This is a genomic window from Bacillus sp. FSL P4-0334 (assembly GCF_038004825.1).
GTDB lineage: Bacteria > Bacillota > Bacilli > Bacillales > Bacillaceae > Bacillus > Bacillus velezensis.
The window spans coordinates 42708-64907 of the sequence record NZ_JBBORX010000002.1; the positions used below are offsets into that span (position 1 = coordinate 42708).

Below are 22200 nucleotides of genomic sequence, written 5' to 3' on the forward strand. Positions count from 1 at the left end.
AACAGAATGTCATCCTTTGTTGCTTATTCGTACGAAGTTTTAGAGTCGAAAGTTGTGGTATATCAAGTCCATCCGATCTTATGATAGGGAGTGGTTTTTTGAAACCTTCAACAAATCGTATGCTGACTCGGATTAAATCAGTTTACATGTTCATCCAGGAAAAAGGCCTTGTGACAACACAGGAACTGGTTGATGAATTCGGCATTACACCTAGAACCATTCAGCGAGACTTAAATGTGTTAGCATACAATGATCTTGTTCATAGTCCTAGCCGAGGCAAGTGGGAGACAACACGAAAAAAAGTGAAAATTACATCTTAAGCGAACAATTACATAAGGCCCTTTTCGGCCTGACATGCTGCAAGGCAAAGCAGCGTCTTTGCCTTGTTTTTTGTTCCTCTATATAAAAAGCCCAAAACAAATCTGTTTTGGGCTTTTCTGATATCGATTACACTTCAGCGCCTCTCAGCGTTTCGAGCTCCTCTTCAGTCAGCTCGCGGAATTCTCCCGGTTTAAGATCCGGGTCAAGAGAAACAGCCCCCATCGAAAGCCGCTTCAAATAAGCCACTTCATTTCCGACAGCCTTTGCCATCAGCTTCACCTGATGATATTTGCCTTCTGTAATGGTCAAATGAATCACCGTTTCATCCGGGCTTTCTGTAATGATTTCAACGGCTGCCGGCTTCGTTTTATAGCCTCCTTCAATGACGACGCCTCTTTCCAGATGAACGATGTCTTCCGGTGACAGAGGCGAGGTTAACCGGACCTCATATGTTTTAGGCACATGCTTTTTCGGAGAAAGCAGGCGATGAGCGAGCTGCCCGTCATTAGTCAGAAGCAAAAAGCCTTCCGTATCCTTATCAAGACGTCCTGCCGGAAACGGTTCAAATCGCTGTTCTTCAGGTGTCAGCAGATCAACCACCGTCTGCTGGCGGCTGTCTTCGGTAGCGGACAGCACTCCTTGCGGCTTATTCATCATGACATAAATAAATTCACGATAGTCTGCCGGCTCTCCGTATACCGTGATGTCCTGTTTTTCCGGATCGACATGGGTTTTCACATCTTTCGCCGGCTCTCCGTCAATCATGACAGCCCCAGCCTTGACGATTTTTTTCACATCTTTTCTTGAGCCGAATCCGCTGTTGGCAAGCAGCTTATCAAGTCTCATCCTGATCCTCTCCTTTAAAAAGAAAAGCCCGCGATAAGCGGACTATTCATTATTTCTCAATGGGCGGAATGCCTGCCTCTCCTCAAAACACGGGGCAGACGATTTCCAAACATTTTCTGTAAAAATCCGATTCGGTACGCGGCAAACATGTACACCGCACCGCCGACAGCGGCGCAGACAAAGACGACAATCGCCGCATGCACCTGGCCGCTTTGGTATGTTACAAAGAAACTGAGCAGCCATTGAGTCAGCTTGACCGCGACTCCCATCACGACGGACAGGACTGCGATTAAAATGACCCGTTTTATAAGTACCGTATACGAATAGCCCGCATGGCGCTTAATCATGATAAAACCGTACAGAAGAGAAGCGATATAACCGAGCGCCGTTGCCAAGATGGCCCCGTCTCCCTGAAACAGCTTGATCAGCGGCACGTTCAGCACCACTTTTATAATGACGCCGATGAAAAGGCTCACGACAGCAAATTTCTGCTTATTAATCCCTTGCAGGATCGCGGCGTTTACGGTAAACAGAGAAAACAGAATCGCGACAGGCGCGTACCAGAACAATATATCCTGTCCGATATCCGGGCGAAGACTTTCAGAGCCGTAGAAAAACGTATAGGCCGGGCCCGATAACACGGACATCCCGACAACGGCGGGAATAACCAAAAACAGAATAATTTGCATCGTCTGGTTAATCTGCTGGTTCAAAAGCTTATAATTCCTGCTCGTAAACGATTCAGTAATCGTCGGAATCAGCGTCAGACCGAAAGCGGTCGCCAGAGAAACCGGGATCATAACAAGCTTCGGCACATAAAGGGTGACAATCGCAAGCATGTCCTGGCTGATATCCTTATGGCCCGCCGCAATCATCGCTTTATTAAACGTATTCGTATCGATATAAGAATACAAAGGAATCGCCAGTCCGACAAATACGTAAGGAGCGGCATAACTGAAAAGCTCAATGAACATTTTTTTATAACTTAAGTTCGCAGACGGGACGAGATTCGGCTTCATCGCCAGAAGATCGCCCTTCCGCTTATTCCAGTAAATATAAAGGACGACAAGCCCTCCGAATGATCCGATCAGCGCCGCGAAAGTCGCGTATCCGACTGCGATGACAAGGCCGCCGTTGATCACTCTTAAAATCAAATACGTTGCGCCCAATAAAAAGATGATCCGGGCAAGCTGCTCCACAACCTGTGAAACGGCTGTCGGCCCCATCATCTGATGACCTTGGAAAAAACCGCGCACAAGACTCATAATCGGCACGACCAAAAGTGCCAGACTGACCATCCGGATGACATAAACGACGTGGTCAATCGTAAGTCCGTTGTTACTCGTGCCGCCGAGAGATGTTTCCGCAAAAAACGGCGCCGAAATATAAAGAATTGAAAAAGCGATCATCCCGGTTACGAGCATAACCGACATTCCCGCTCTCAGCATCCGCCTGCTCGTCTCATAGTCTCCTTTGGAGTTATATTTCGAGACAAATTTTGAAACCGCGGCGGGAAATCCCATCGTGGCAATGTTTAAAAACAGTGTATATTGATTATATCCGTATTGAAACAAAGCTCCGCCCGTCGCTCCGACCATCGCTCCGAACGGGATCAGATAAATCATCCCTAAAATCCGCGATATATAGGTGCCGAGCGTCAGCACGAACGTGCCCCTTAACAATTTGCTTGACATGTTTCCTCATCACCATTTTCTACGAAGATTCAACTTTTCTATTTTAACACAACTGGGCAATTAGACGGTAATAATTACAGCGGGAAACTTTTTGGGAAAACTCTTTAAAAAACAAAATACGTTTAAGGATTCCCTTTCTTTCGCTATAATAGCAGAAAGCGGACATTTCCGCCTATTATACGTGAAAAAGAAAGTTGTTGATGAAAGATGAAACATTATGACGTGATTGTGATCGGCGGCGGTCCGTCCGGTTTAATGGCTGCGATTGCGGCAGGCGAAGAAGGCGCGGACGTATTATTAATCGATAAAGGAAACAAGCTGGGACGGAAGCTGGCGATTTCCGGCGGCGGGCGCTGCAACGTGACCAACCGCCTCCCCGTTGAAGAAATCATCAAACACATCCCCGGCAACGGCCGCTTTTTATACAGCGCGTTTTCCGAATTTAATAATGAAGATATCATCGCCTTTTTTGAAAAACTCGGCATTCAGCTGAAAGAAGAAGACCACGGGCGCATGTTCCCGGTGACGGACAAAGCGCAAAGCGTTGTCGATGCGCTTTTGAACCGATTAAAACAACTGAACGTCACCATCCGCACAAATGAAAAAATCAAAGAAGTGCGGTACGAGAACGGCAGGACAGCGGGCATTACGACAAACAATGACGAACACATTAACGCAGACGCCGTCATTATCGCGGTCGGCGGAAAATCAGTCCCGCATACCGGCAGCACCGGAGACGGCTATGCATGGGCGGAAGCGGCCGGTCATACCGTGACCGAACTCTTTCCGACGGAAGTGCCGGTTACGTCGTCAGAACCGTTTATTAAACAAAAAACACTTCAGGGGCTGTCTCTTAGAAACGCGGCCGTCAGCGTCCTGAATAAAAAAGGCAAACCAATCGTCACACACGTGATGGACATGCTGTTTACCCATTTCGGCTTGTCAGGCCCCGCCATTCTCCGCTGCAGCCAGTTTGTCGTCAAAGAACTGAAAAAGCAGCCAGAGGTCAAACTCCGCATCGATCTGTTTCCCGGCATCAACGAGGAAGAGTTATTTCAAAAGATGCACAAGGAACTGAAAGACGCACCGAAAAAAGCGCTCAAAAATGCGCTGAAGCCGTGGATGCAGGAACGGTACCTGCTTTTTCTTCTGGAACGGAACGGTCTTGATCCGCAGACAAGCTTTACGGAACTGCCGAAGGATCAATTCAGGGCTTTTGTCAAAGACTGCAAACAATTTACGGTTGCCGCTGACGGAACGCTTTCTTTGGACAAAGCGTTTGTCACAGGCGGAGGTGTTTCCGTAAAAGAGATTGAGCCGAAACAAATGGCGTCTAAAAAAATGGAAGGCTTATATTTTTGCGGAGAAATACTCGACATTCACGGTTATACCGGGGGCTACAATATCACTTCAGCCTTTGTCACAGGGCGTCTCGCCGGTTTGAATGCAGGACGTTTCTCACGCTCGCTCTAAATGGTTTAAAGCGCATTTACCTGAGCGTCCCCGTTGATAATTGACCAAAAACATGATAGAGTTTTCTGCGTTTTGTTTCACCTGATTGAGGGAATAGGAAGAAAGGAATGATCTGCAATCGTACGACCATACTAAAACAAAATGGCGTATTGAAAAAAATAGTCAGAGGGTGAGAACGTTTGAAGAAGAACATCTCCAGTGTTTTTTGGATTGTGATTGTCATCACAGCCGCTGCGGTTTTATGGGGGGCCATTTCTCCTGACAGCCTGCAGCAAGTCACTGATACGGCACAAAAATTTATTACGGATTCTTTCGGCTGGTATTATCTGCTGGTCGTTTCTATATTTGTCGGTTTCTGTCTCTTTCTCATTGTGAGTCCGATCGGCACAATAAAACTCGGAAAACCCGGGGAAAAACCGGAATTCGGCTTATTATCATGGTTTGCCATGCTTTTCAGCGCGGGCATGGGAATCGGTTTGGTATTTTACGGGGCTGCGGAACCGATCAGCCATTACGCCATCAGCTCTCCCTCAGGTGAAACAGAAACGCCCCAAGCATTTCGTGATGCGCTCCGGTACACATTTTTCCACTGGGGGCTGCACGCTTGGGCCATCTATGCGGTTGTCGCTTTATGTATCGCATATTTTCAATTCAGAAAAGACGCGCCCGGTTTGATCAGCAGCACACTGACACCGCTTTTGGGCGATAAAGTAAACGGGCCGATCGGCAAAGCGATTGACTGTATCGCCGTGTTTGCGACCGTTGTCGGTGTGGCGACAAGCTTAGGGCTCGGAGCGACTCAGATCAACGGCGGTCTGCATTATTTATTCGGCATTCCGAAAACATTTTCCATTCAGCTGATCCTGATCGCTGTCGTGACCGTGTTATTTTTGATTTCTGCGTGGAGCGGAATCGGCAAAGGGATTAAATACTTAAGCAATACCAACATGGCGCTCGCGGCTATTTTAATGATCTTTATGCTCATTGCAGGCCCGACGGTGCTGATTATGAACTCATTTACCGATTCTATCGGCCAATACATACAAAATATCGTGCAGATGAGCTTTCGCTTGTCTCCGAATGATCCTCAAAAGCGCGAATGGATTAACAGCTGGACCATTTTCTATTGGGCCTGGTGGATATCCTGGTCGCCGTTTGTCGGCATTTTTATCGCCCGTGTATCAAGGGGCCGGACGATCCGGGAATTTTTAATCGGGGTATTGGTGACACCTTGTATATTGGCTTTCTTATGGTTTGCGATCTTCGGTGTATCCGCGATGGATCTTCAGCAGAAAGGCGTATTCAATGTCGCGGGAATGTCAACGGATACGATGCTGTTCGGCGCACTCAGCCACTATCCGCTGACAATGGTGACATCCGTATTAACGCTTGTTCTGATCGCTGTATTCTTTATTACATCAGCGGATTCAGCGACATTTGTGCTTGGAATGCAAACGTCTTACGGCTCTTTAGACCCGTCAAACCGGGTGAAAATCATCTGGGGCATCATCCAGTCCGCCGTGGCAGCGGTATTATTATATTCCGGCGGTCTGGCCGCACTGCAAAACACGGCCATTCTCGCCGCGGTTCCGTTTTCAGTCGTGATCCTTCTGATGATCGTGTCTCTGTACAAGTCATTAGCGAGCGAGAGAAAAGGAATCAAGCAAGCGGAGAAATACCAAAAACCAAGAAGTCCCCGCGTCAAAAAAGCATAATGAACAACGAAGCCCGGCATTTCGTCCGGGCTTCTTTATTTTCGGTATAAAATGAGAGCGGAAAAACAATAAAGCTGCTCACCTTCAGGATCACAGGCCGCCGCTACCGTATATTTAATATCAACGAGCTGTTCATCAGAAATCCCCTTTAAAAATGTATTGACTTCAGTCTGCAGATCCTTTTCATGCTCCTCATCAAAAACAGCTATCTTCAGCACATCACCCTCTCCTTTCTCTATCAATTTATTCCGGTTCAATTGAAATATGATAGAGAAAAACAGATTTTCTTTTTTACTGATTTTTACTAAAAGTAACCGAAAATAGTTGTTGAAAACGCTTACTCTCGTATGATAATATCATTTTAACAATAACCAGGTCATTTCTGTTTAGTAAATATTTAGTAAAAAGGAGATGCGAAATGGTCCGTCTCAAAGATATTGCCTTACAGGCATCTGTATCCAGCGCGACAGTATCGAGAATTTTGAATAAGGATGACTCTTTGGCCGTGACTGATGAAACTAGAGAAAAAGTTCTGAGGATCGCCGATGAGCTGGGCTATCAGCCGTCGGCAAAAAAACGGAAGAACCGCAGCCGCAGCGATTCAGCGCCCCTGATCGGCGTTGTCAGCTGCCTGTCACCGGAAGAAGAACGGCAGGATCCTTATTTTTCGGCGATCCGAAAAGGCATTGAGGAAGAATGCTTTCGGCAAAAAGTTTTTATCACATCTTCTATCCATCTCGGTTCTTTTCAAGAGCATATGTTTCACGAACTGGACGGCGTCATCGTCATCGGCAGCCTGCAAGACGAGGCGCTTACGAATATCAGCGCCGCTTTCAGGCACGCGGTATTTGTTAACGGCACCCCCGATCCCGCCCGCTACGATTCCGTCAGCGTGGATTTTTATGCCGCAGCGCAAAAGGCGATAGAACATCTTCTGTCGCTCGGTTACCAGCGGCTCGGTTATATCGGCGGCCGAGAGCGGGAGCATACCGTCATAGACGGTGTAAACAGCAATAAAACGATTGAGGATAAGCGTCTGACCGCTTTCTTACAAATGGCCGGCGCCGAGCCGGAGCATGTACTGATCGGCGAATACAGCATGCACGAAGGGTTCCGGCTGATGAATGAAGCCATCAAAGGCGGAAGTCTCCCCGATGCCTTTTTTATCGCAAGTGATTCGATGGCTGTCGGCGCTTTAAAAGCCCTGCAGGAAGCCGGTCTTCAAGTCCCGCGCGATACGGCGGTTGTCAGCTTCAACGGAATTGATGAGGCAGAATACGCCAGCACGCCGTTATCAACGGTAAAAGTATACACGGAAGAGATGGGCCGGACGGGTGTCAAATTGCTTCTCGACCGTTTAAACGGCAGAACCGTCCCGCTGGCCGTGACGCTCCCCACTTCATTGATTGTCAGACAAAGCTGCGGCTCACAAGAAAGGAGGTGACGTGTCCCGCAGCGTTTATATCATATTTAAAGGAGGAAAAGATGAAACGCTTACTGGCTTTGTTTCTTTCTTTTACTTGCATGATACTTCCCGGCTGCTCGGCAGAACAGAGCGGCGCCGGAGAAAAGCAGAAAACATTGACAGTCTATTCCACCATATCCTCAGACAGCGAACGCGCCGTATTCAGAAAGTTGGCTGATTCATTCCAAAAAGAACATCCGGACATTCAAGTAAACGTTCATTTCCCAGGCAATGACTACGAAAATATGATGAGGGTCAGAATGGCAGCCGGCGACATGCCCGATCTTTTTGACACACACGGCTGGGCCAAAATCCGCTACGGAGAATATACCGCCGACCTCAGCGGCATGTCTTGGACGAAGCGGCTCGATCCGAATTTAAACAGTATGCTCAAAGATGCCAAAGGCAGAATATACGCCTTCCCTCTGAATCAGGCAAAGGACGGACTGGCCTACAATCGCACATTGTTGGAAAAATACGGAATCAAACCGCCGGAAACAATGGATGATTTTATGAAGGCATTGAGACAGATTAAAGAAAAAAGCGGCGGAACAGCCATCCCCTTCTGGTTTGCCGGCTATGAGAAAAGCTCATTTGCCCAATATTACGATCAATTCGCCGCACCGCTTCTCATCACAGATCCCGCACACCGTTACAAAAAACAACTGTTAAACGGAACCTTCCGCTGGACACACTTCACCTATTTATCTGACAAACTGAAAGAGATGCAAAAGGAAAACCTGCTCAATATAGATGCCGTGACGGCAAAACGGTCCCAGCTCATTGAACTGATGGCGCAAAACAAAATCGCCTTTACGCTGCAGGGCGGCACCCTCGGCCAAGACGTCGCTCAAATCAATCCGAAGGTAAAAGTCGGCATCATACCGACCCCGGCCGTCCACAAGGGAGACGCGCCGGTTTGGATCGGAGGCGAACGTTACACGCTGGCGGCATTCAAGGATTCCCCGCGGCTTGAAGAAGCGAAACAGTTTATCGCATTTATGGCCCGACCCGAGCATGCAAAATCAATTGCCGAAGCGACCTCGCTTCCGGCCGGATTAGTGAATGTGCAAACAGACATTTTCTACGCAAATGACTATAAGCGCTATCAGCATATTAAGGTGCAGCCTTATTTTGACCGCCTTTATTTGCCGAACGGAATGTGGGATGTGATGGGAACAGCCGGGCAGGAGCTGATGGCCGATATCTTAACCCCCGCTGAAATTTCAGCGAAACTCGGCAGGGAATATAAGCGGCTCCGGCTTCAATCTGATTCACGGGGAGCTGAAAAAGAATGAGTGATCTTGCAAAAGAAACCCAAGGAATTCAACATCAAAAGCCGGTAAAACCCGCGTCACTGTGGTGGATGTACGTTCCCGCTCTTGCCACGGTTTTTATTTTCATGATTTTTCCGTTTGTCAAAGGCGCTTTTATCACATTTACAAACTGGAACGGCTTCTCACAGACGTATCAATGGGTGGGGGTTACTCAATATAAAAGGCTTTTTACAGATCCGGACACGTGGCTTGTTGTGAAAAACACTTTGCTTTACGGCATCGGAAGCACTTTTTTTCAGAATATGCTCGGACTTTTATATGCGCTGCTCTTGAATCAGAGCTTAAAAATGAAGGCGCTCACAAGAACGATCGTCTACCTGCCCGTCATTATCAGTCCGCTGATTATGGGATACATTTGGTATTTTATTTTCTCATATGACGGGGGTGCGCTGAATGATGTGCTTGGCACACTGGGAATCGGTCCTGTCAACGCCTTGGCAAGCCCTGCGGCAAACCCGTGGATTATCGTCATGATTAACACGTATCAATACGCAGGCATTGCGATGATTGTATATTTGGCGGGGCTGCAAAGCATTCCGAAAGATTATTACGAAGCCGCAAAAATGGATGGCGCGGGAGGTCTTCAGCCGTTTTTCACCATCACCCTGCCTTTATTGATGCCGGCTGTCACCATCAACATGGTCATCAATATCATCGGCGGGCTGAAGCTGTTTGATGTCATTTTCGCGCTGACCGCAGGCGGGCCGGGCAATTCCTCTCAATCGATGTCAACGTTTATGTATGATTTATATTTTAAACGGCAGGATGCGGGATATGCCGCCGCCCAAGGCGTGTTTATGTCCGGCATTATTCTTGTCATCAGCTTTTCGGCTCTCGTGTATTTCAAGCGAAAGGAGACGGAAATGTCATGAAAACAGCCCGAATGCGGATTTTTACGCTGTTGGCAGCCGTTATCTCGTGCGTTCATATTGTCCCCTTTTATATTTTGCTGACCACGTCATTAAAAGCAAAAGGTGACTACAGTTCAAAATGGTCGCTGCCATCCGCCTTTTCATTTCAGAATTTTCGTGAATCATGGGAACGTGCCTCTCTCGGGCAATCCTTTCTGAACACGATCATCATTACAGCCGTTTCCGCCGCTTTATTAATTTTCATGGGTTCGCTTGCCGCATACCCGCTCGCAAGAAGAAATACAAAGCTGAACAAAATCGTCTTCGGCCTTTTGATTTCAATCATGATCATCCCGCCTTTGACTTCCATGGTTCCTTTATACAAGATGGTCGCTGATGCGGGGCTGATCAATACGCATGCCGCAGCCATTCTCATTAATACGGCTGCATATATGCCGCTGACCGTTTTCTTATATTCAGGGTTTATCCGCTCTTCCATTCCGAAAGAGCTTGAGGAAGCCGCCAGGATGGACGGCGCGGGATTGATCAGGACTTTTTATACAATCGTGTTTCCTTTGTTGAAACCGATTACCGCAACGGTCTGCATTATTTCCTGTGTGTTTATCTGGAACGATTACCAATTTGCGATTTTCTTTTTACAAGATCAAAAGGTGCAGACATTGACCGTGGCCATGGCGGGATTTTTCGGCGAAAACGCGAACAATCTTCACTTAGTCGCCGCAGCCGCGATCATGGCGATGCTGCCGATGGTCGTATTGTTTTTGGCGCTTCAAAAATATTTTATCTCAGGGCTGTCCTCCGGGGCGGTCAAAGGCTGAGAAGAAATGGGAGGAATTTCCGTTGAAGAAAATTACGTTTATCGGAGCGGGGAGCACGATTTTCGCAAAAAATGTACTGGGGGACTGCTTACTGACTGAAGCATTAAACGGGTTTGAATTCGCACTTTATGATATTGACGCTGTACGGCTGAAAGAATCCCAGCTCATGCTGGAAAACATGAGAGACCGCTACAATACGAGTATATCCATCATCTCCTACGATGACCGAAAACAGGCGCTGAAACACGCCGGCTACGTGATAAACGCCATTCAGGTCGGCGGTTATAAACCCGCGACGGTCATTGACTTTGACATCCCGAAGCGGTACGGTCTCCGCCAGACGATTGCCGATACCGTCGGAATAGGCGGCATTTTCCGTTCCCTTCGCACCATCCCCGTTTTATTTGACATCGCAAAAGACATGGAAGAGGTCTGCCCGGATGCGTGGCTGTTAAACTATACAAATCCGATGGCCTCTCTGACCGGAGCGATGCTCAGACATACGAATGTCAAAACGGTCGGCCTGTGCCACAGCGTCCAGGTATGTACCAAAGATCTGTTTGACTCACTCGGCATGGATCACGAAGGGACGGAAGAACGCATTGCCGGCATTAACCATATGGCTTGGCTTTTGGAGATTAAAAAAGACGGAATTGATTTATATCCTGAAATTAAAAGACGGGCACGCGAAAAACAAAAGACGAAACATAAGGACATGGTGCGGTTTGAGCTGATGGATAAATTCGGCTGCTACGTAACGGAATCATCTGAGCATAATGCCGAATATCACCCGTATTTTATAAAAAGCCGGTATCCGGAGCTGATAGATGAACTCCAAATTCCGCTTGATGAATATCCGAGGAGATGCGCGGAACAAATCAACAATTGGGAAACGATGAGAGACGGCATCATCAACAACCAAAACCTGACGCATGAACGCTCAAAAGAATACGGTTCGAGAATTATTGAAGCGATGGAGACGGGCAAACCGTTCACATTCGGCGGCAATGTGCTGAATACCGGGCTGATACCGAATCTGCCGGCGAAAGCGGTCGTTGAAGTGCCTTGCACAGCCGTCAAAAACCACATTATGCCATGCTATTCGGGCGAACTTCCCGAGCAGCTCGCGGCGCTCAACAGAACAAACATTAACACACAGCTTTTAACCATCGAAGCGGCCGTTACATTAAAAAAGGAAGCCGTATATCAGGCGGCCATGCTTGACCCGCATACAAGCGCTGAGCTTTCCATGAATGACATCATATCTTTGTGCGATGACTTATTTGAAGCGCACAAAGACCGGCTTCCGGCTTATCACTGATCATTCGCGTTCCGGTCCTGGGCGGGCCGGACGCTTTTATATGTTCAGTACCAGTTTGACCGTCTGTAAAGTGTGTCCTTTAAAATCTTCTTCAAATTCACATACCCATTGAAACCCTTTCGCTTGATAAAAGGATAAGGCAATGCGGTTCTCTTTTTCTGCATGGACATAAAGCTTTTTTACCCCGCCGGACTGCCTGATGCTTTCTTTAAGGAGTGCCGTGCCTATCCCGCTTCCCTGGCAATCCGGGTCAATATAGATGGCGGTCAGCTCCGCATTTCCGTCTTTTTGAACCGGGGTGGCATTTGCAAAACCGAGCACTCGCCCCTCTTCTTCTGCCACAAAGAACAGAGAATGCAAGAGCCGGCGTTCCATCATCTCATCCTGATAGGCGGATTCGAGAAACTGATCCTGAATGTGTCTGGGAATAATCCCTTCATACGTATGATGCCAGCTTCGTTCTGCGACTTGCCGGACCTGTTTGATATCGTTTGTTTTCATCGCGCGGATCATCGGTTTCACCTGATTCGCCTCCCGTTTTTTTATAAAAAAAGAAGAAAAAGACGCACGTCCCTTTTCTTCTTTCACTTCAAAGCGTTATTTCTTCGGCTTTGTTTCGCCTTCCCACTCCAGCATGCCGCCTTCAACATTAACCGTACGGAAGCCCTGCTCATGTAAATACATACAAACGTTCATGCTTCTTTTTCCGGAACGGCAGATAAATACATATTCCTTGTCCTTGTCTAACGCATCCATCTTCTCAGGGATGTCCCCCATGCGGATGTGAACGGCCTCCGGAATCATTCCTTCGGCAACTTCTTCGTCTTCTCTGACATCAATCAGATACAGCTCTTCTCCCGCTTTTAACTTTTCTTCCAGTGCGGCTGTGCTGATTTCATTTATTTTCAATGTGTGACACTCCCATTCATCTTTATGGTGTTAAGTATACCAAAGCCCGCGGTGCAATTTCTATGATAGAGGCTGATAAAAAAGCCCCTCTCTGTAGGAGAGGGGCTTCGCCCGGTCAGTTTGCCACGATATTGACAAGCTTGCCCGGTACGGCAATGATCTTTCGGATCGTTTTTCCTTCAAGCTGCTCTTTTACTTTTTCGTCAGCTTGTGCGAGCTGTTCTAATGCTGCTTTATCAGCATCAGCCGGAACCATTAATTTCGCTTTTACTTTTCCGTTCAGCTGGACGACGATTTCCACTTCATCGTCCACCAGTTTTGATTCGTCATAAGCAGGCCAAGCCTCGTATGCAATCGAACCTTCGTGGCCGAGTTTTTCCCACAGTTCTTCAGCCAAATGCGGCGCAATAGGAGAAAGCAGCTTCACAAAACCTTCGATATATTCTCTCGGCAGTTCATTCGCTTTGTAAGCTTCATTAATGAAGACCATCAGCTGAGAAATGCCCGTGTTAAAACGAAGGGCTTCGAAGTTTTCTGTCACTTTCATGACCGTTTCATGATAGACGCGCTCAAGAGTTTCGCCTGCGCCTTCTGTCACTTTGCCCGTCAGCTCGCCGTTTTCCTCGATAAACAAACGCCATACGCGGTCAAGGAAGCGGCGCGCTCCGTCAAGGCCTGATTCAGACCAGGCGATAGATGCATCAAGCGGCCCCATAAACATTTCGTACAGGCGGAGCGTATCTGCTCCGTGAGACGCCACAATTTCATCCGGATTGACGACGTTTCCGCGGGATTTACTCATTTTTTCATTATTTTCCCCGAGAATCATTCCTTGGTTATACAGCTTTTGGAACGGTTCTTTCGTCGGCACGACACCGATATCATAGAGGAATTTATGCCAGAAACGCGCGTACAGAAGGTGAAGCACGGCATGCTCCGCTCCTCCGATGTAAATATCAACGGGCAGCCATTTATCCAGTTTCTCAGGTGAAGCGAGCTGATCCGGATTTTTCGGGTCGATAAAGCGGAGGAAATACCAGCAGCTTCCCGCCCATTGCGGCATCGTGTTCGTTTCTCTTCTGCCTTTTTTGCCCGTTTCAGGATCAGTGACTTCCACCCACTCTTTAATGTTGGCAAGCGGTGATTCACCTGTTCCGCTCGGTTTGATTTCATCGGTTTTCGGCAGAATCAGCGGCAGCTCTTCCGCCGGAACGGCTGTTGACGTGCCGTCTTCCCAATGAATAACCGGAATCGGCTCGCCCCAATAGCGCTGGCGGCTGAACAGCCAATCACGCAGACGATATGTCACTTTTTTCTCACCGTTTTTCGTTTCTTCAAGCCAGGCGATCATTTTTTCAATCGCTTCCGCTTTATTCAGTCCGTTCAGAAAGCCGGAATTGACATGCTCTCCGTCCCCCGTGTACGCTTCTTCTTCCGTGTTTCCGCCTTTTACGACTTCTTTGACAGGCAGGCTGAACACTTTTGCGAATTCAAAATCACGTTCATCATGCGCCGGCACGGCCATTACAGCGCCTGTTCCGTAAGAGGCGAGGACATAATCCGCTATCCAGATCGGCAGCTTTTCTCCGTTTGCAGGGTTTACGGCATATGCGCCCGTGAAGACGCCCGTTTTTGTTTTCGCAAGATCCGTCCGTTCCAGGTCACTTTTCGCCTGAACTTCTTTAACATAAGCGTCTACCGCTTCTTTTTGTTCAGGCGTCGTGATGGCCTCCACAAGCTCATGCTCAGGAGCCAGTACGGCATAAGCCGCGCCGAACAGCGTGTCCGGTCTTGTCGTAAACACGGTAAACGTGTCATCAGTGCCGTCGATCGCGAAATGCACGTTTGCGCCTTCTGAGCGTCCGATCCAGTTGCGCTGCATGTCTTTAATGCTTTCCGGCCAGTCAAGGTCTTCTAAATCTTCAAGAAGCCTGTCCGCATAAGCGGTGATTTTCAGCATCCATTGTCTCATCGGGCGGCGTTCAACCGGATGGCCGCCCCGCTCGCTTTTGCCGTCAATGACTTCTTCGTTCGCAAGCACCGTTCCGAGCGCCGGGCACCAGTTGACCGGCACTTCGTCTACGTAAGCGAGCCCTTTTTCGTACAGCTTGGTGAAGATCCACTGCGTCCACTTGTAATAGTCCGGATCAGTCGTATTGATTTCACGATCCCAATCATATGAAAATCCGAGCGATTGAATCTGGCGGCGGAAATTATCTATATTTTGTTTTGTGAACTCGGCCGGATCATTCCCCGTGTCAAGCGCGTATTGCTCGGCAGGAAGCCCGAACGCGTCCCATCCCATCGGATGAAGCACATTGTATCCTTGCATGCGTCTCATGCGCGAAAGGATATCGGTTGCCGTATAGCCTTCCGGATGTCCGACATGAAGGCCGGCTCCTGAAGGATACGGGAACATGTCAAGCGCGTAAAACTTCGGCTTGTCATTCTCTTCACTGACGGCGAACGTTTTATGATCCAACCAGTAATTCTGCCATTTCTTTTCTATTTTTTCATGCTGAAAACTCAACGTAAAAACCTCCTTCTGATTGAATACGGCGTATGTAGTCCAAGTATTGACGGGATGAGAAAGATTATATTCAGATTATTCTAAAACTAAAAAAACTCCCTCATCCCAAAAAGGGACGAGAGATTTTTATTTCCCGCGGTACCACCCTCGTTAGCGCGGTTTTGAGCCGCACTCACTTGATACTTTTAACGCAGTTATGCGTCAGCGGTTTTGCCGCTGCAACTCTGAGGCGAGTTCGGAAACAGACTTGATTGACTTGCACCGGCCGTCAACTCTCTGATTGCAAAATCTGCTTCTTACTGCTCCTCTTCACTGTTCTTATCGCTACCGTAATCTTACCTGTATTTTATAGAATTCTGTTCATAAGTGCAAGCAGGTTTGTATACAATGGGAATGTACCCGGAACGGGTCATGAGCGGGGATATTATTTTGATGGAGGATTTTTTTGCTGGTGTGGTTTTGCTTCGGCCGAATCACTGTTTTGTTCTCTGACAAAATCAAAGCTCCTGAGAACAGCTTCTCCGCCGTAGCCTGCGATTATGGATAAGATGACGAGTTGAATTCCTGAATCGGGGTCAGCGGATAAGACAAGTAAGATGGAAGCAGCCATTCCGATAAAACCATCTTCCAAAAAACCGAGATAGATAAACCGCTTTGTCATTCTGGGTTTCTCCAGCCTGCCTCTCTTTTTCACATGACCGAGAACCCCCATGATTCCTCCAATTACACAAGCAATTATTACCTGATGCAGCATCTTCATCACCTTCCTAAAGCCCTTATTTAGTAAAGCGACTTCAGGCCATCCAGCCCCCTTACGAATACGATGATTTTCGATATCTACATACCGGCGATTGAGCAGGAAAGTAAAAAGCTTGTTTCTTCCATTATATGTGAACACATGATCGGTAAGCTTGATGCATTAGATTCATTTTTCACCCAGTGACAATGACCTAGTCACTTACTTAGCGATGATGTGCCTTCCCTTTATATATTCAGTGTATATGAGGACAAGCCCGAATGACAAATTGCAAACTTCGGCTGCTTGAATCAGAACATATGTTATGCTACGGTTACTGTAGATTCATTTAAAAAGGGGAGAAACACGGCTGAAAAAGCGCGCAGCTTTACGGCCAAAAGGGGGTTTTACATGGCTGACTCAAATGTATCCGGAAAACTGGAGCAGCTGGAGCTTATCAAAAAGGCGCTTGATCACGCACGCATCGGCGTGGTGATTACAGACCCCTCTCTTGAGGACAATCCCATCATATATACAAATCAGGGATTTATGGATATGACAGGCTACTCTTCCGAAGAGATATTAGGTAAGAACTGCAGATTTCTGCAAAGCAAAGAAACCGACCGTCAACAAGTCGCGAAAATCAGAAAGAGCTTAACCCAGAAAGAAAAGATCACGGTGCGGCTGAAAAACGTTAAAAAAGACGGCACCCCATTTTGGAATGAACTCAACATTGATCCTCTTTATGTTGAAGACAAGCTCTATTTTGTCGGTTTTCAAAAAGACATTACAGAGCAGAAAGAATACGAAAAGCTCCTTGAGGATTCCCTCACAGAAATCACGACGCTGTCTACACCGATTGTTCCGATCCGAAACGGCATCTCCGCCTTGCCGTTAGTGGGAAACTTAACGGAAGAACGATTTGATTCAATTGTGACAACTTTGACGGACATATTAACCGCATCTAAAGATGATTACTTAATTATAGACTTATCAGGTCTGGCCGAGGTAAACGAACAGACCGCAGACCGGATTTTCAAATTGCACCACCTGCTTAAATTAATCGGCACAGAATTGATTATCACCGGTATCAAGCCTACCCTCGCCATGAGAATGAATCAGCTTGATGCCAGCTTTTCTTCATTAAAGACGTATTTAAACGTTAAGGACGCCGTCAACGTGCTTCCGGTCGTATAAACAAAAAAATCCCGCCGAAACAGCGGGATTTTTTTATGTCGTCATCGCACTTGGACGTTTTGTTTATTAACGGTTTTCAGGCGTTTGTCGTACAGCACCGTCGCTGCGATGCTGACAACAAGAAGCACCATCAGGATCAACAGCAGCACGCTCATTCCGTACTGATCAACCAGCACGCCGCCAAGGAGCGGCCCGATCATTCTGCCGCCCGTCGCCGCACTGTTGACGAATCCTTGGTAAAATCCTTCTTTCCCCTTAGGCGCAAGCTGATTGGCAATGGTAGGCACGGCAGGCCAGACAAGCATTTCTCCGACGGTTAAAATCACCATTGCGGTGAGGTACATCGGAAATTGCTTGGCGCTGAGAAGCACGCCGAACGAGACGATAAAAATACAAAAGCCGATGACCATCTGCGTTTTTAACGCACCGGACCATTTTTTCAGAACAGCTCCCATGAGAGGCTGTCCGGCGACAATTAATATTCCGTTTACGGTCCAGAGCACACTGTATAATGAAAGCGGCATACCGATGCTTTGAGTATGTGACGCAACGGTTGTGGACCACTGCGAATAGGCGATCCACCCGAGAACATACCCGCCGCTCAATATGAGAAGCGCCGTAAATTTCGTTCTGCTGCTGACAGGCTCGTAGTCCAGAACAGAAACCTGGCTCGCATTTTGGGTTTTGATATTTCGAAACCCGAAAAATACGATAAGGAAAAACAGCACATACAGCATAGCATTGGCTAAAAACACGTACGTAAACGAGTACGCCGCAACCATCCCGCCGAGTGCCGAGCCCACGGCGACACCTGCGTTCTGAGCTACATAAATCGCATTAAAAGCTCTCCGCCCGCCTTCTTTCCATACCGCTCCCGCCATGGCGTAACTGGCCGGAAACACGATACCGGAACCGAAGCCGACAATGATGAGCAGCCAAATATAAACGGGCCATTGATGAAACAGAACGAGTCCGAGAAGACTTGCCAATGTGATCATAATGCCCAGCATAATGGATTTGAATCCGCCGATTTTATCAAACAAAAATCCGCCGCATAAATTCCCCGCCACACTGGCCCCGGAATTCAGCATCAGAACAACCCCCGCAACAGTCAGCGATTTCCCTAAATGATTATGAATATAGATCGTATTCAGCGGCCACAAAAAAGATGCGCCCGTCACATTGATAAACATTCCGATGATTAATATCTTCAAAGCGCGCGGCATACCGATCCCCCTCTCTCTATAAAAAACCCCATGAAAAAACGGAAACCGCAAGCCGCGGCTCCGTATCGAACACGTTATCATAGCACATTCATTCTATCGCCGCGGACGTCTTTTTTCAACATCAGAATCTGAAAAAAATAATGCCGGAATGTTGAAAAAATTACAAATGATTGGATTCACAAAAACAGGCCGGCCTCATGCTCTTTTCCTCAGCAGCCAAAACGGAATATACAGAATGAAAAAGCTCAATATCACCGCCGCTTCCATTGATAGAAGATACCACGGCCAAGGTCCGAAAACATTCAGAAGCGAAGCGGTCTTCGGTTTTTTCATTAAATATAAGTAATTTGCATTCAGCACACGATCAATAAAAAAGACACACGCCCCGTACAGATTTACGATCAGCACAGACACCCACAGTCCGCGCGCCGACGGTCTGTACCTTTCTGAAGCGGCCATGAATAGGCAGGTAAGAAAAACACAGCCGTGGGAGACGAAAAACACGATGTACCGAAAATGAGGGAAAGAATACGCCCCTAAATCAGGTGTTGCCATCGCCTGTACGGCGCTGCCCAAACCGGCAAAATAGAGGAAGGCGAACAGTTTTTTGCTTTTTGTCATGACCATCAGCATTGCCAAATAGACGGAAAGGTCGCTCAGCTGCAGCGGCAGAGCTGTTTTCAGCGACCAGGCATGATGACAAAGCAGCCATATATGATAGCTGATCTGCGACACGGCAAGGAAAATGAACAGTACATAGCGGAAAACGCGATTCGGCCGGCCGTGATTGAGCTGTTTCCGGAATATGATCACGCACACCCCAAGCAATCCGATGACCAAAAGCGTGAAAATGTGTTCCTTGGAAAAAAGATGAAAGGCTCCTGTTTCAGATTTCAATTGAAAATACTTCTGCATAAGGCTCCCCCGCGCGAAAAAATGACGTATGTCTATTCTTTTAAAAATCGCTTTCTTCTATTCATACAAAAAAAGCCTCCGCTTATGCGGAGGCTCCTCAACTTGTTTTACAATGCGGATTGAATGACCTTTTTATAGTATAGCACCGACAGCATGCCGAAGATGGAGTACAGCAGCGTATACAGCGCCATGACGATGATCATCGGCGTCCACACTTCCGTTCCGAATAAAAACCATCCTGACTGAACGGCAAAATAGCTGTGGAACAGCCCGAGAACGAGCGGAATCCCGAAATGATACGCCTGCTTCCGGCGGATGCCTTTCAGCAGATCCCCCGTTGTGAAGCCGAGCTTCCGCAATATCGTGTAATCAGCCTTCTCATCCTCACACTCGCCCATTTGTTTAAAATAAAGGATACAGCCTGAGGTGATCAGAAAGGTTAACCCCAAAAAGCCGACAATAAACATGATCAGCCCCATATTTTTCTTTTGGGTGTCAGCCGTTTCAAATTGTGAAAGCGCGCCGTCAGAATAGTGCTGCGCCTGAAACAGACCATCAGCTTTTTGGATGTCCTCTTCACGTTTGAGTGTAATGCCGAAAAACCGATTTGATTTTCCCTGAATGGACGGGTCGATATCTTTCTCGATCCGGTCAAATACCTGCTGCGTGACGATAACGGTCGGCAGCCCTCCGCTTGTAAATGTATATGACAGAAGGAAGTCGTTCTTCAAGCCCTTATACGCCAGCGGTATTTTATCCGTTTTGCCGTTTATATCAATGGATCCTGACGTTTTCAGGTCGAGAAATCTTTTCATCATATCATTATATCCGGTAAACACGGCTTCTCCGTCAGAAAGCTCCGTCCCTTCTGCGTCTTTCTCGCTTATAATCGGCAGCGCCAAGCTGGACGGGTCTTGTTGAAAGCTATTCATGTCGCCGTTTATGATGTTCTTCATATTGACACCGGCTTGAATGGTCTTGATTGTTTTCACTTTGTGTTCAATTCCGTTTTTCTTCAATAAAGCGGTAAATGAGTCAGTCTCCTTTTGGTTATCAAACGCAAAGTCCGCGGCTGTATTTTGCTCAGCCGATTTTTCCGCGGAATAGTACGAGATATAGCTTAAAGACAGCAAACCGATTGCCAGCGCCGAAAGAGTCGTAATAATCGTCAGCAGGACGGCGTTTGACTTCATCCGGAACATGATGGATGACAAAGACAGCACTTCACTGACATTCAGATACCCGCCTTTTGATTTCCGGATGAGATTTGCCAGAAAGCTGACCGAACCTTTATAAAACAGATAGGTTCCGATAATGACCGAGCCGAGAATAAACACCATGGCCGAAAACAGTTCATTCATGCTCGTAAAACTGCCTCCGAATAAATCCGCGGACACGGCATAGCCGGCGATAATGGCCGCAATACCGACAACACCGATCGACATCTGCACCCAAGAAAGCCGTCTTATGCCGCTTTCTGACGATGACGCGGTTTTAAATAAAGACAAAATGCTTTGCCGTTTAATAAATAAGTAATTCATCATCATAATCAGCACGTAAATCGCCCCGAACACAATTAACGTCTGAACGAGCGCCTTGCTTGAAAAAAACAGTGAGACAGAGGCTTTCACACCGACTGTATGAAACAGCATCATCATACATAATTTCGAGAGAGAAAAGCCGGCAAAAATACCGATCCAAATCGATCCGAAATACAAAATGAAATTTTCTGTGCTGAGTATGCGGAAAATGTGCATTTTCGTCATGCCGATTAATCGGAATAAGCCGATTTCCCGGCCGCGCCGTTTAATAAAAATGGTGTTGGCGTATAAAAGAAATACCGACACGATCGCCACAAGCAGTACAGAGGCGGCCCTGATTGCCGCCGCTCCTTTTATGGAGCTTTTCATTTCATCAAGCGCCGGATCGTATTGCATCGTGACAAACGCGAAATAAAGGGCGGCGCTGAACACCAGCGCAAAAACGTAAAGGTAATAGTTTTTCATATTCTTTTTCAGGTTCTGGAAGATCAAATGATGAATACTCATGCCTGAATCCCGCCCAATACACTTTGCGTTTTCATAATATCCTGAAAAAAGTCCGGTCTGTCCTGGCCGCCTTTATTCAGCTGTGTATACACACGGCCGTCTTTAATAAAAACCACACGTCCGGAATAGCTGGCGGCAACCGGATCATGCGTCACCATCACAATGGTGGCGCGGCGTTTTTGATTCAGACGGCTGAGTTTATTCAGTAAATCCATGGCAGCCTTTGAATCGAGCGCTCCGGTCGGCTCATCAGCAAAAATAATGCCCGGCTCGTGAATAACAGCTCTTGCGGCAGACGTCCGCTGTTTTTGCCCGCCGGAAATTTCACTCGGATACTTATGTCGCAAATCATAGATTCCAAGCTCCTCTGCCGTCTCGGCAAATCGCAGGTCCGCCTCTTTCTTAGACATGTTCGTAATGGATAACGGCAGGAGTATGTTTTCCTTCACGGTCAGGGTGTCCAATAAATTATAATCCTGAAAAATAAAGCCGAGATGCCGTTTTCTGAATTCGGCAAGCTGCTTTTCTTTCATGGATGTAATCTCCGTCTCATTCAGTTTAATGGTGCCCGCGCTCACTTTATCAATGGAGGAAAGCACATTCAAAAGGGTTGTTTTCCCTGATCCCGACGGGCCCATAATGCTGACGAATTCCCCTTTGTGAATCTGAAGATCAATTCCTTTCAGCACCTCTTGTTTATTCAGCTTGTTTCCGTAGCTTTTTTGGATATTGCCTGCTTCTAAAATCATCACGTTCTGATTCTCCTTTTACATTGGT

The 22200-nt window shown here is 47.3% G+C and carries 20 protein-coding genes and 1 other annotated feature; of the genes, 9 read left to right on the forward strand and 11 right to left on the reverse strand.

Annotation, left to right across the window (positions count from 1 at the left end; all coding sequences use genetic code 11):
- Positions 1 to 98 precede the first annotated feature (98 nt).
- Positions 99 to 320, forward strand: coding sequence for a DeoR family transcriptional regulator (locus NSQ37_RS20735; RefSeq protein ID WP_003152337.1), 222 nt, complete (start codon positions 99 to 101; stop codon positions 318 to 320).
- A gap of 127 nt (positions 321 to 447) precedes the next feature.
- Here the strand turns inward: NSQ37_RS20735 and NSQ37_RS20740 are convergent, their stop codons facing one another.
- Together NSQ37_RS20740 and NSQ37_RS20745 are read right to left on the reverse strand one after the other, a co-directional pair.
- The gene (locus tag NSQ37_RS20740) at positions 448 to 1167 is read right to left on the reverse strand and encodes a pseudouridine synthase (RefSeq protein WP_007408795.1); all 720 of its coding nucleotides are present in this window, start codon (positions 1165 to 1167) and stop codon (positions 448 to 450) included.
- A 56-nt stretch (positions 1168 to 1223) separates the two neighbouring features.
- Positions 1224 to 2861, reverse strand: a complete 1638-nt coding sequence (locus tag NSQ37_RS20745) for a putative polysaccharide biosynthesis protein (RefSeq protein ID WP_003152313.1) — start codon at positions 2859 to 2861, stop codon at positions 1224 to 1226.
- Positions 2862 to 3068: 207 nt separating this feature from the next.
- On the opposite strand from NSQ37_RS20745, the gene NSQ37_RS20750 reads away from it, so the two are divergent.
- Together NSQ37_RS20750 and opuD are read left to right on the forward strand one after the other, a co-directional pair.
- Positions 3069 to 4334, forward strand: a complete 1266-nt coding sequence (locus NSQ37_RS20750) for a BaiN/RdsA family NAD(P)/FAD-dependent oxidoreductase (RefSeq protein WP_007408798.1) — start codon at positions 3069 to 3071, stop codon at positions 4332 to 4334.
- Positions 4335 to 4513: 179 nt separating this feature from the next.
- Positions 4514 to 6049, forward strand: coding sequence for a glycine betaine transporter OpuD (opuD, locus tag NSQ37_RS20755; protein WP_007613202.1), 1536 nt, complete (start codon positions 4514 to 4516; stop codon positions 6047 to 6049).
- Between the two features lie 35 nt (positions 6050 to 6084).
- Here opuD and NSQ37_RS20760 read toward each other — a convergent pair whose 3' ends face one another.
- Entirely contained in the window at positions 6085 to 6267 is a 183-nt protein-coding gene (locus tag NSQ37_RS20760) for a sporulation protein Cse60 (RefSeq protein ID WP_003152309.1), read from the reverse strand.
- Positions 6268 to 6467: 200 nt separating this feature from the next.
- On the opposite strand from NSQ37_RS20760, the gene NSQ37_RS20765 reads away from it, so the two are divergent.
- Genes NSQ37_RS20765 through melA form a run of 5 tightly spaced genes read left to right on the forward strand, consistent with a single transcriptional unit; the run spans position 6468 to position 11862 of the window.
- Positions 6468 to 7493: a LacI family DNA-binding transcriptional regulator gene (locus tag NSQ37_RS20765; protein WP_038459551.1), complete on the forward strand. Its 1026-nt coding sequence runs from the start codon at positions 6468 to 6470 to the stop codon at positions 7491 to 7493.
- Between the two features lie 41 nt (positions 7494 to 7534).
- A complete protein-coding gene (locus NSQ37_RS20770) occupies positions 7535 to 8812 on the forward strand; it encodes an ABC transporter substrate-binding protein (RefSeq protein ID WP_253612795.1) in 1278 nt (425 codons plus the stop codon).
- Entirely contained in the window at positions 8809 to 9723 is a 915-nt protein-coding gene (locus NSQ37_RS20775) for a carbohydrate ABC transporter permease (RefSeq protein WP_326365119.1), read from the forward strand. Before NSQ37_RS20770 ends, NSQ37_RS20775 begins: the two co-directional genes overlap by 4 nt.
- Entirely contained in the window at positions 9720 to 10541 is an 822-nt protein-coding gene (locus NSQ37_RS20780) for a carbohydrate ABC transporter permease (protein ID WP_253612793.1), read from the forward strand. The genes NSQ37_RS20775 and NSQ37_RS20780 overlap by 4 nt, the downstream gene beginning before the upstream one ends.
- 22 nt (positions 10542 to 10563) lie before the next feature.
- Positions 10564 to 11862 (forward strand): alpha-galactosidase MelA, encoded by a 1299-nt coding sequence (gene melA / locus NSQ37_RS20785; RefSeq protein ID WP_007408804.1) that lies wholly within the window; start codon positions 10564 to 10566, stop codon positions 11860 to 11862.
- Positions 11863 to 11898: 36 nt separating this feature from the next.
- Here melA and NSQ37_RS20790 read toward each other — a convergent pair whose 3' ends face one another.
- The 4 genes from NSQ37_RS20790 to NSQ37_RS20805 all read right to left on the reverse strand — a co-directional run bounded on the left by NSQ37_RS20790 (position 11899) and on the right by NSQ37_RS20805 (position 16061).
- A complete protein-coding gene (locus NSQ37_RS20790) occupies positions 11899 to 12375 on the reverse strand; it encodes a GNAT family N-acetyltransferase (protein ID WP_079978510.1) in 477 nt (158 codons plus the stop codon).
- Between the two features lie 84 nt (positions 12376 to 12459).
- Positions 12460 to 12771, reverse strand: a complete 312-nt coding sequence (locus NSQ37_RS20795) for a rhodanese-like domain-containing protein (RefSeq protein ID WP_003152299.1) — start codon at positions 12769 to 12771, stop codon at positions 12460 to 12462.
- Positions 12772 to 12886: 115 nt separating this feature from the next.
- Positions 12887 to 15301 carry a leucine--tRNA ligase gene (gene leuS, locus NSQ37_RS20800; RefSeq protein ID WP_015240416.1) on the reverse strand — a complete coding sequence of 805 codons (2415 nt, stop codon included), beginning with the start codon at positions 15299 to 15301 and terminating at the stop codon, positions 12887 to 12889.
- A gap of 108 nt (positions 15302 to 15409) precedes the next feature.
- Positions 15410 to 15623 (reverse strand) — a binding site (T-box leader).
- A gap of 102 nt (positions 15624 to 15725) precedes the next feature.
- Positions 15726 to 16061 (reverse strand): DUF4257 domain-containing protein, encoded by a 336-nt coding sequence (locus tag NSQ37_RS20805; RefSeq protein WP_015418038.1) that lies wholly within the window; start codon positions 16059 to 16061, stop codon positions 15726 to 15728.
- Between the two features lie 387 nt (positions 16062 to 16448).
- Here NSQ37_RS20805 and NSQ37_RS20810 point away from each other — a divergent pair, with 387 nt between their 5' ends.
- Entirely contained in the window at positions 16449 to 17234 is a 786-nt protein-coding gene (locus NSQ37_RS20810) for an STAS domain-containing protein (protein ID WP_025285140.1), read from the forward strand.
- 41 nt (positions 17235 to 17275) lie between these two features.
- Here NSQ37_RS20810 and NSQ37_RS20815 read toward each other — a convergent pair whose 3' ends face one another.
- The 4 genes from NSQ37_RS20815 to NSQ37_RS20830 all read right to left on the reverse strand — a co-directional run bounded on the left by NSQ37_RS20815 (position 17276) and on the right by NSQ37_RS20830 (position 22175).
- Positions 17276 to 18460, reverse strand: a complete 1185-nt coding sequence (locus NSQ37_RS20815) for an MDR family MFS transporter (RefSeq protein ID WP_015240418.1) — start codon at positions 18458 to 18460, stop codon at positions 17276 to 17278.
- A 195-nt stretch (positions 18461 to 18655) separates the two neighbouring features.
- Positions 18656 to 19375, reverse strand: coding sequence for a YwaF family protein (locus NSQ37_RS20820; protein WP_061581842.1), 720 nt, complete (start codon positions 19373 to 19375; stop codon positions 18656 to 18658).
- Positions 19376 to 19482: 107 nt separating this feature from the next.
- Positions 19483 to 21423, reverse strand: coding sequence for an FtsX-like permease family protein (locus NSQ37_RS20825; RefSeq protein WP_012118238.1), 1941 nt, complete (start codon positions 21421 to 21423; stop codon positions 19483 to 19485).
- Positions 21420 to 22175: an ABC transporter ATP-binding protein gene (locus NSQ37_RS20830; protein ID WP_025285144.1), complete on the reverse strand. Its 756-nt coding sequence runs from the start codon at positions 22173 to 22175 to the stop codon at positions 21420 to 21422. Before NSQ37_RS20830 ends, NSQ37_RS20825 begins: the two co-directional genes overlap by 4 nt.
- Between the last annotated feature and the right edge of the window lie 25 nt (positions 22176 to 22200).

Bases quoted from the DNA above. Each gene is read 5' to 3' on its own strand.
- NSQ37_RS20780 (WP_253612793.1), top strand. From the start codon at position 9,720: ATGAAAACAGCCCGAATGCGGATTTTTACGCTGTTGGCAGCCGTTATC.
- NSQ37_RS20740 (WP_007408795.1), bottom strand. From the start codon at position 1,167: ATGAGACTTGATAAGCTGCTTGCCAACAGCGGATTCGGCTCAAGAAAA.
- NSQ37_RS20805 (WP_015418038.1), bottom strand. From the start codon at position 16,061: ATGAAGATGCTGCATCAGGTAATAATTGCTTGTGTAATTGGAGGAATC.
- NSQ37_RS20770 (WP_253612795.1), top strand. From the start codon at position 7,535: ATGAAACGCTTACTGGCTTTGTTTCTTTCTTTTACTTGCATGATACTT.
- NSQ37_RS20790 (WP_079978510.1), bottom strand. From the start codon at position 12,375: ATGATCCGCGCGATGAAAACAAACGATATCAAACAGGTCCGGCAAGTC.
- NSQ37_RS20820 (WP_061581842.1), bottom strand. From the start codon at position 19,375: ATGCAGAAGTATTTTCAATTGAAATCTGAAACAGGAGCCTTTCATCTT.
- NSQ37_RS20810 (WP_025285140.1), top strand. From the start codon at position 16,449: ATGGCTGACTCAAATGTATCCGGAAAACTGGAGCAGCTGGAGCTTATC.
- NSQ37_RS20745 (WP_003152313.1), bottom strand. From the start codon at position 2,861: ATGTCAAGCAAATTGTTAAGGGGCACGTTCGTGCTGACGCTCGGCACC.
- NSQ37_RS20775 (WP_326365119.1), top strand. From the start codon at position 8,809: ATGAGTGATCTTGCAAAAGAAACCCAAGGAATTCAACATCAAAAGCCG.
- NSQ37_RS20815 (WP_015240418.1), bottom strand. From the start codon at position 18,460: ATGCCGCGCGCTTTGAAGATATTAATCATCGGAATGTTTATCAATGTG.
- NSQ37_RS20765 (WP_038459551.1), top strand. From the start codon at position 6,468: ATGGTCCGTCTCAAAGATATTGCCTTACAGGCATCTGTATCCAGCGCG.
- NSQ37_RS20825 (WP_012118238.1), bottom strand. From the start codon at position 21,423: ATGAGTATTCATCATTTGATCTTCCAGAACCTGAAAAAGAATATGAAA.
- NSQ37_RS20750 (WP_007408798.1), top strand. From the start codon at position 3,069: ATGAAACATTATGACGTGATTGTGATCGGCGGCGGTCCGTCCGGTTTA.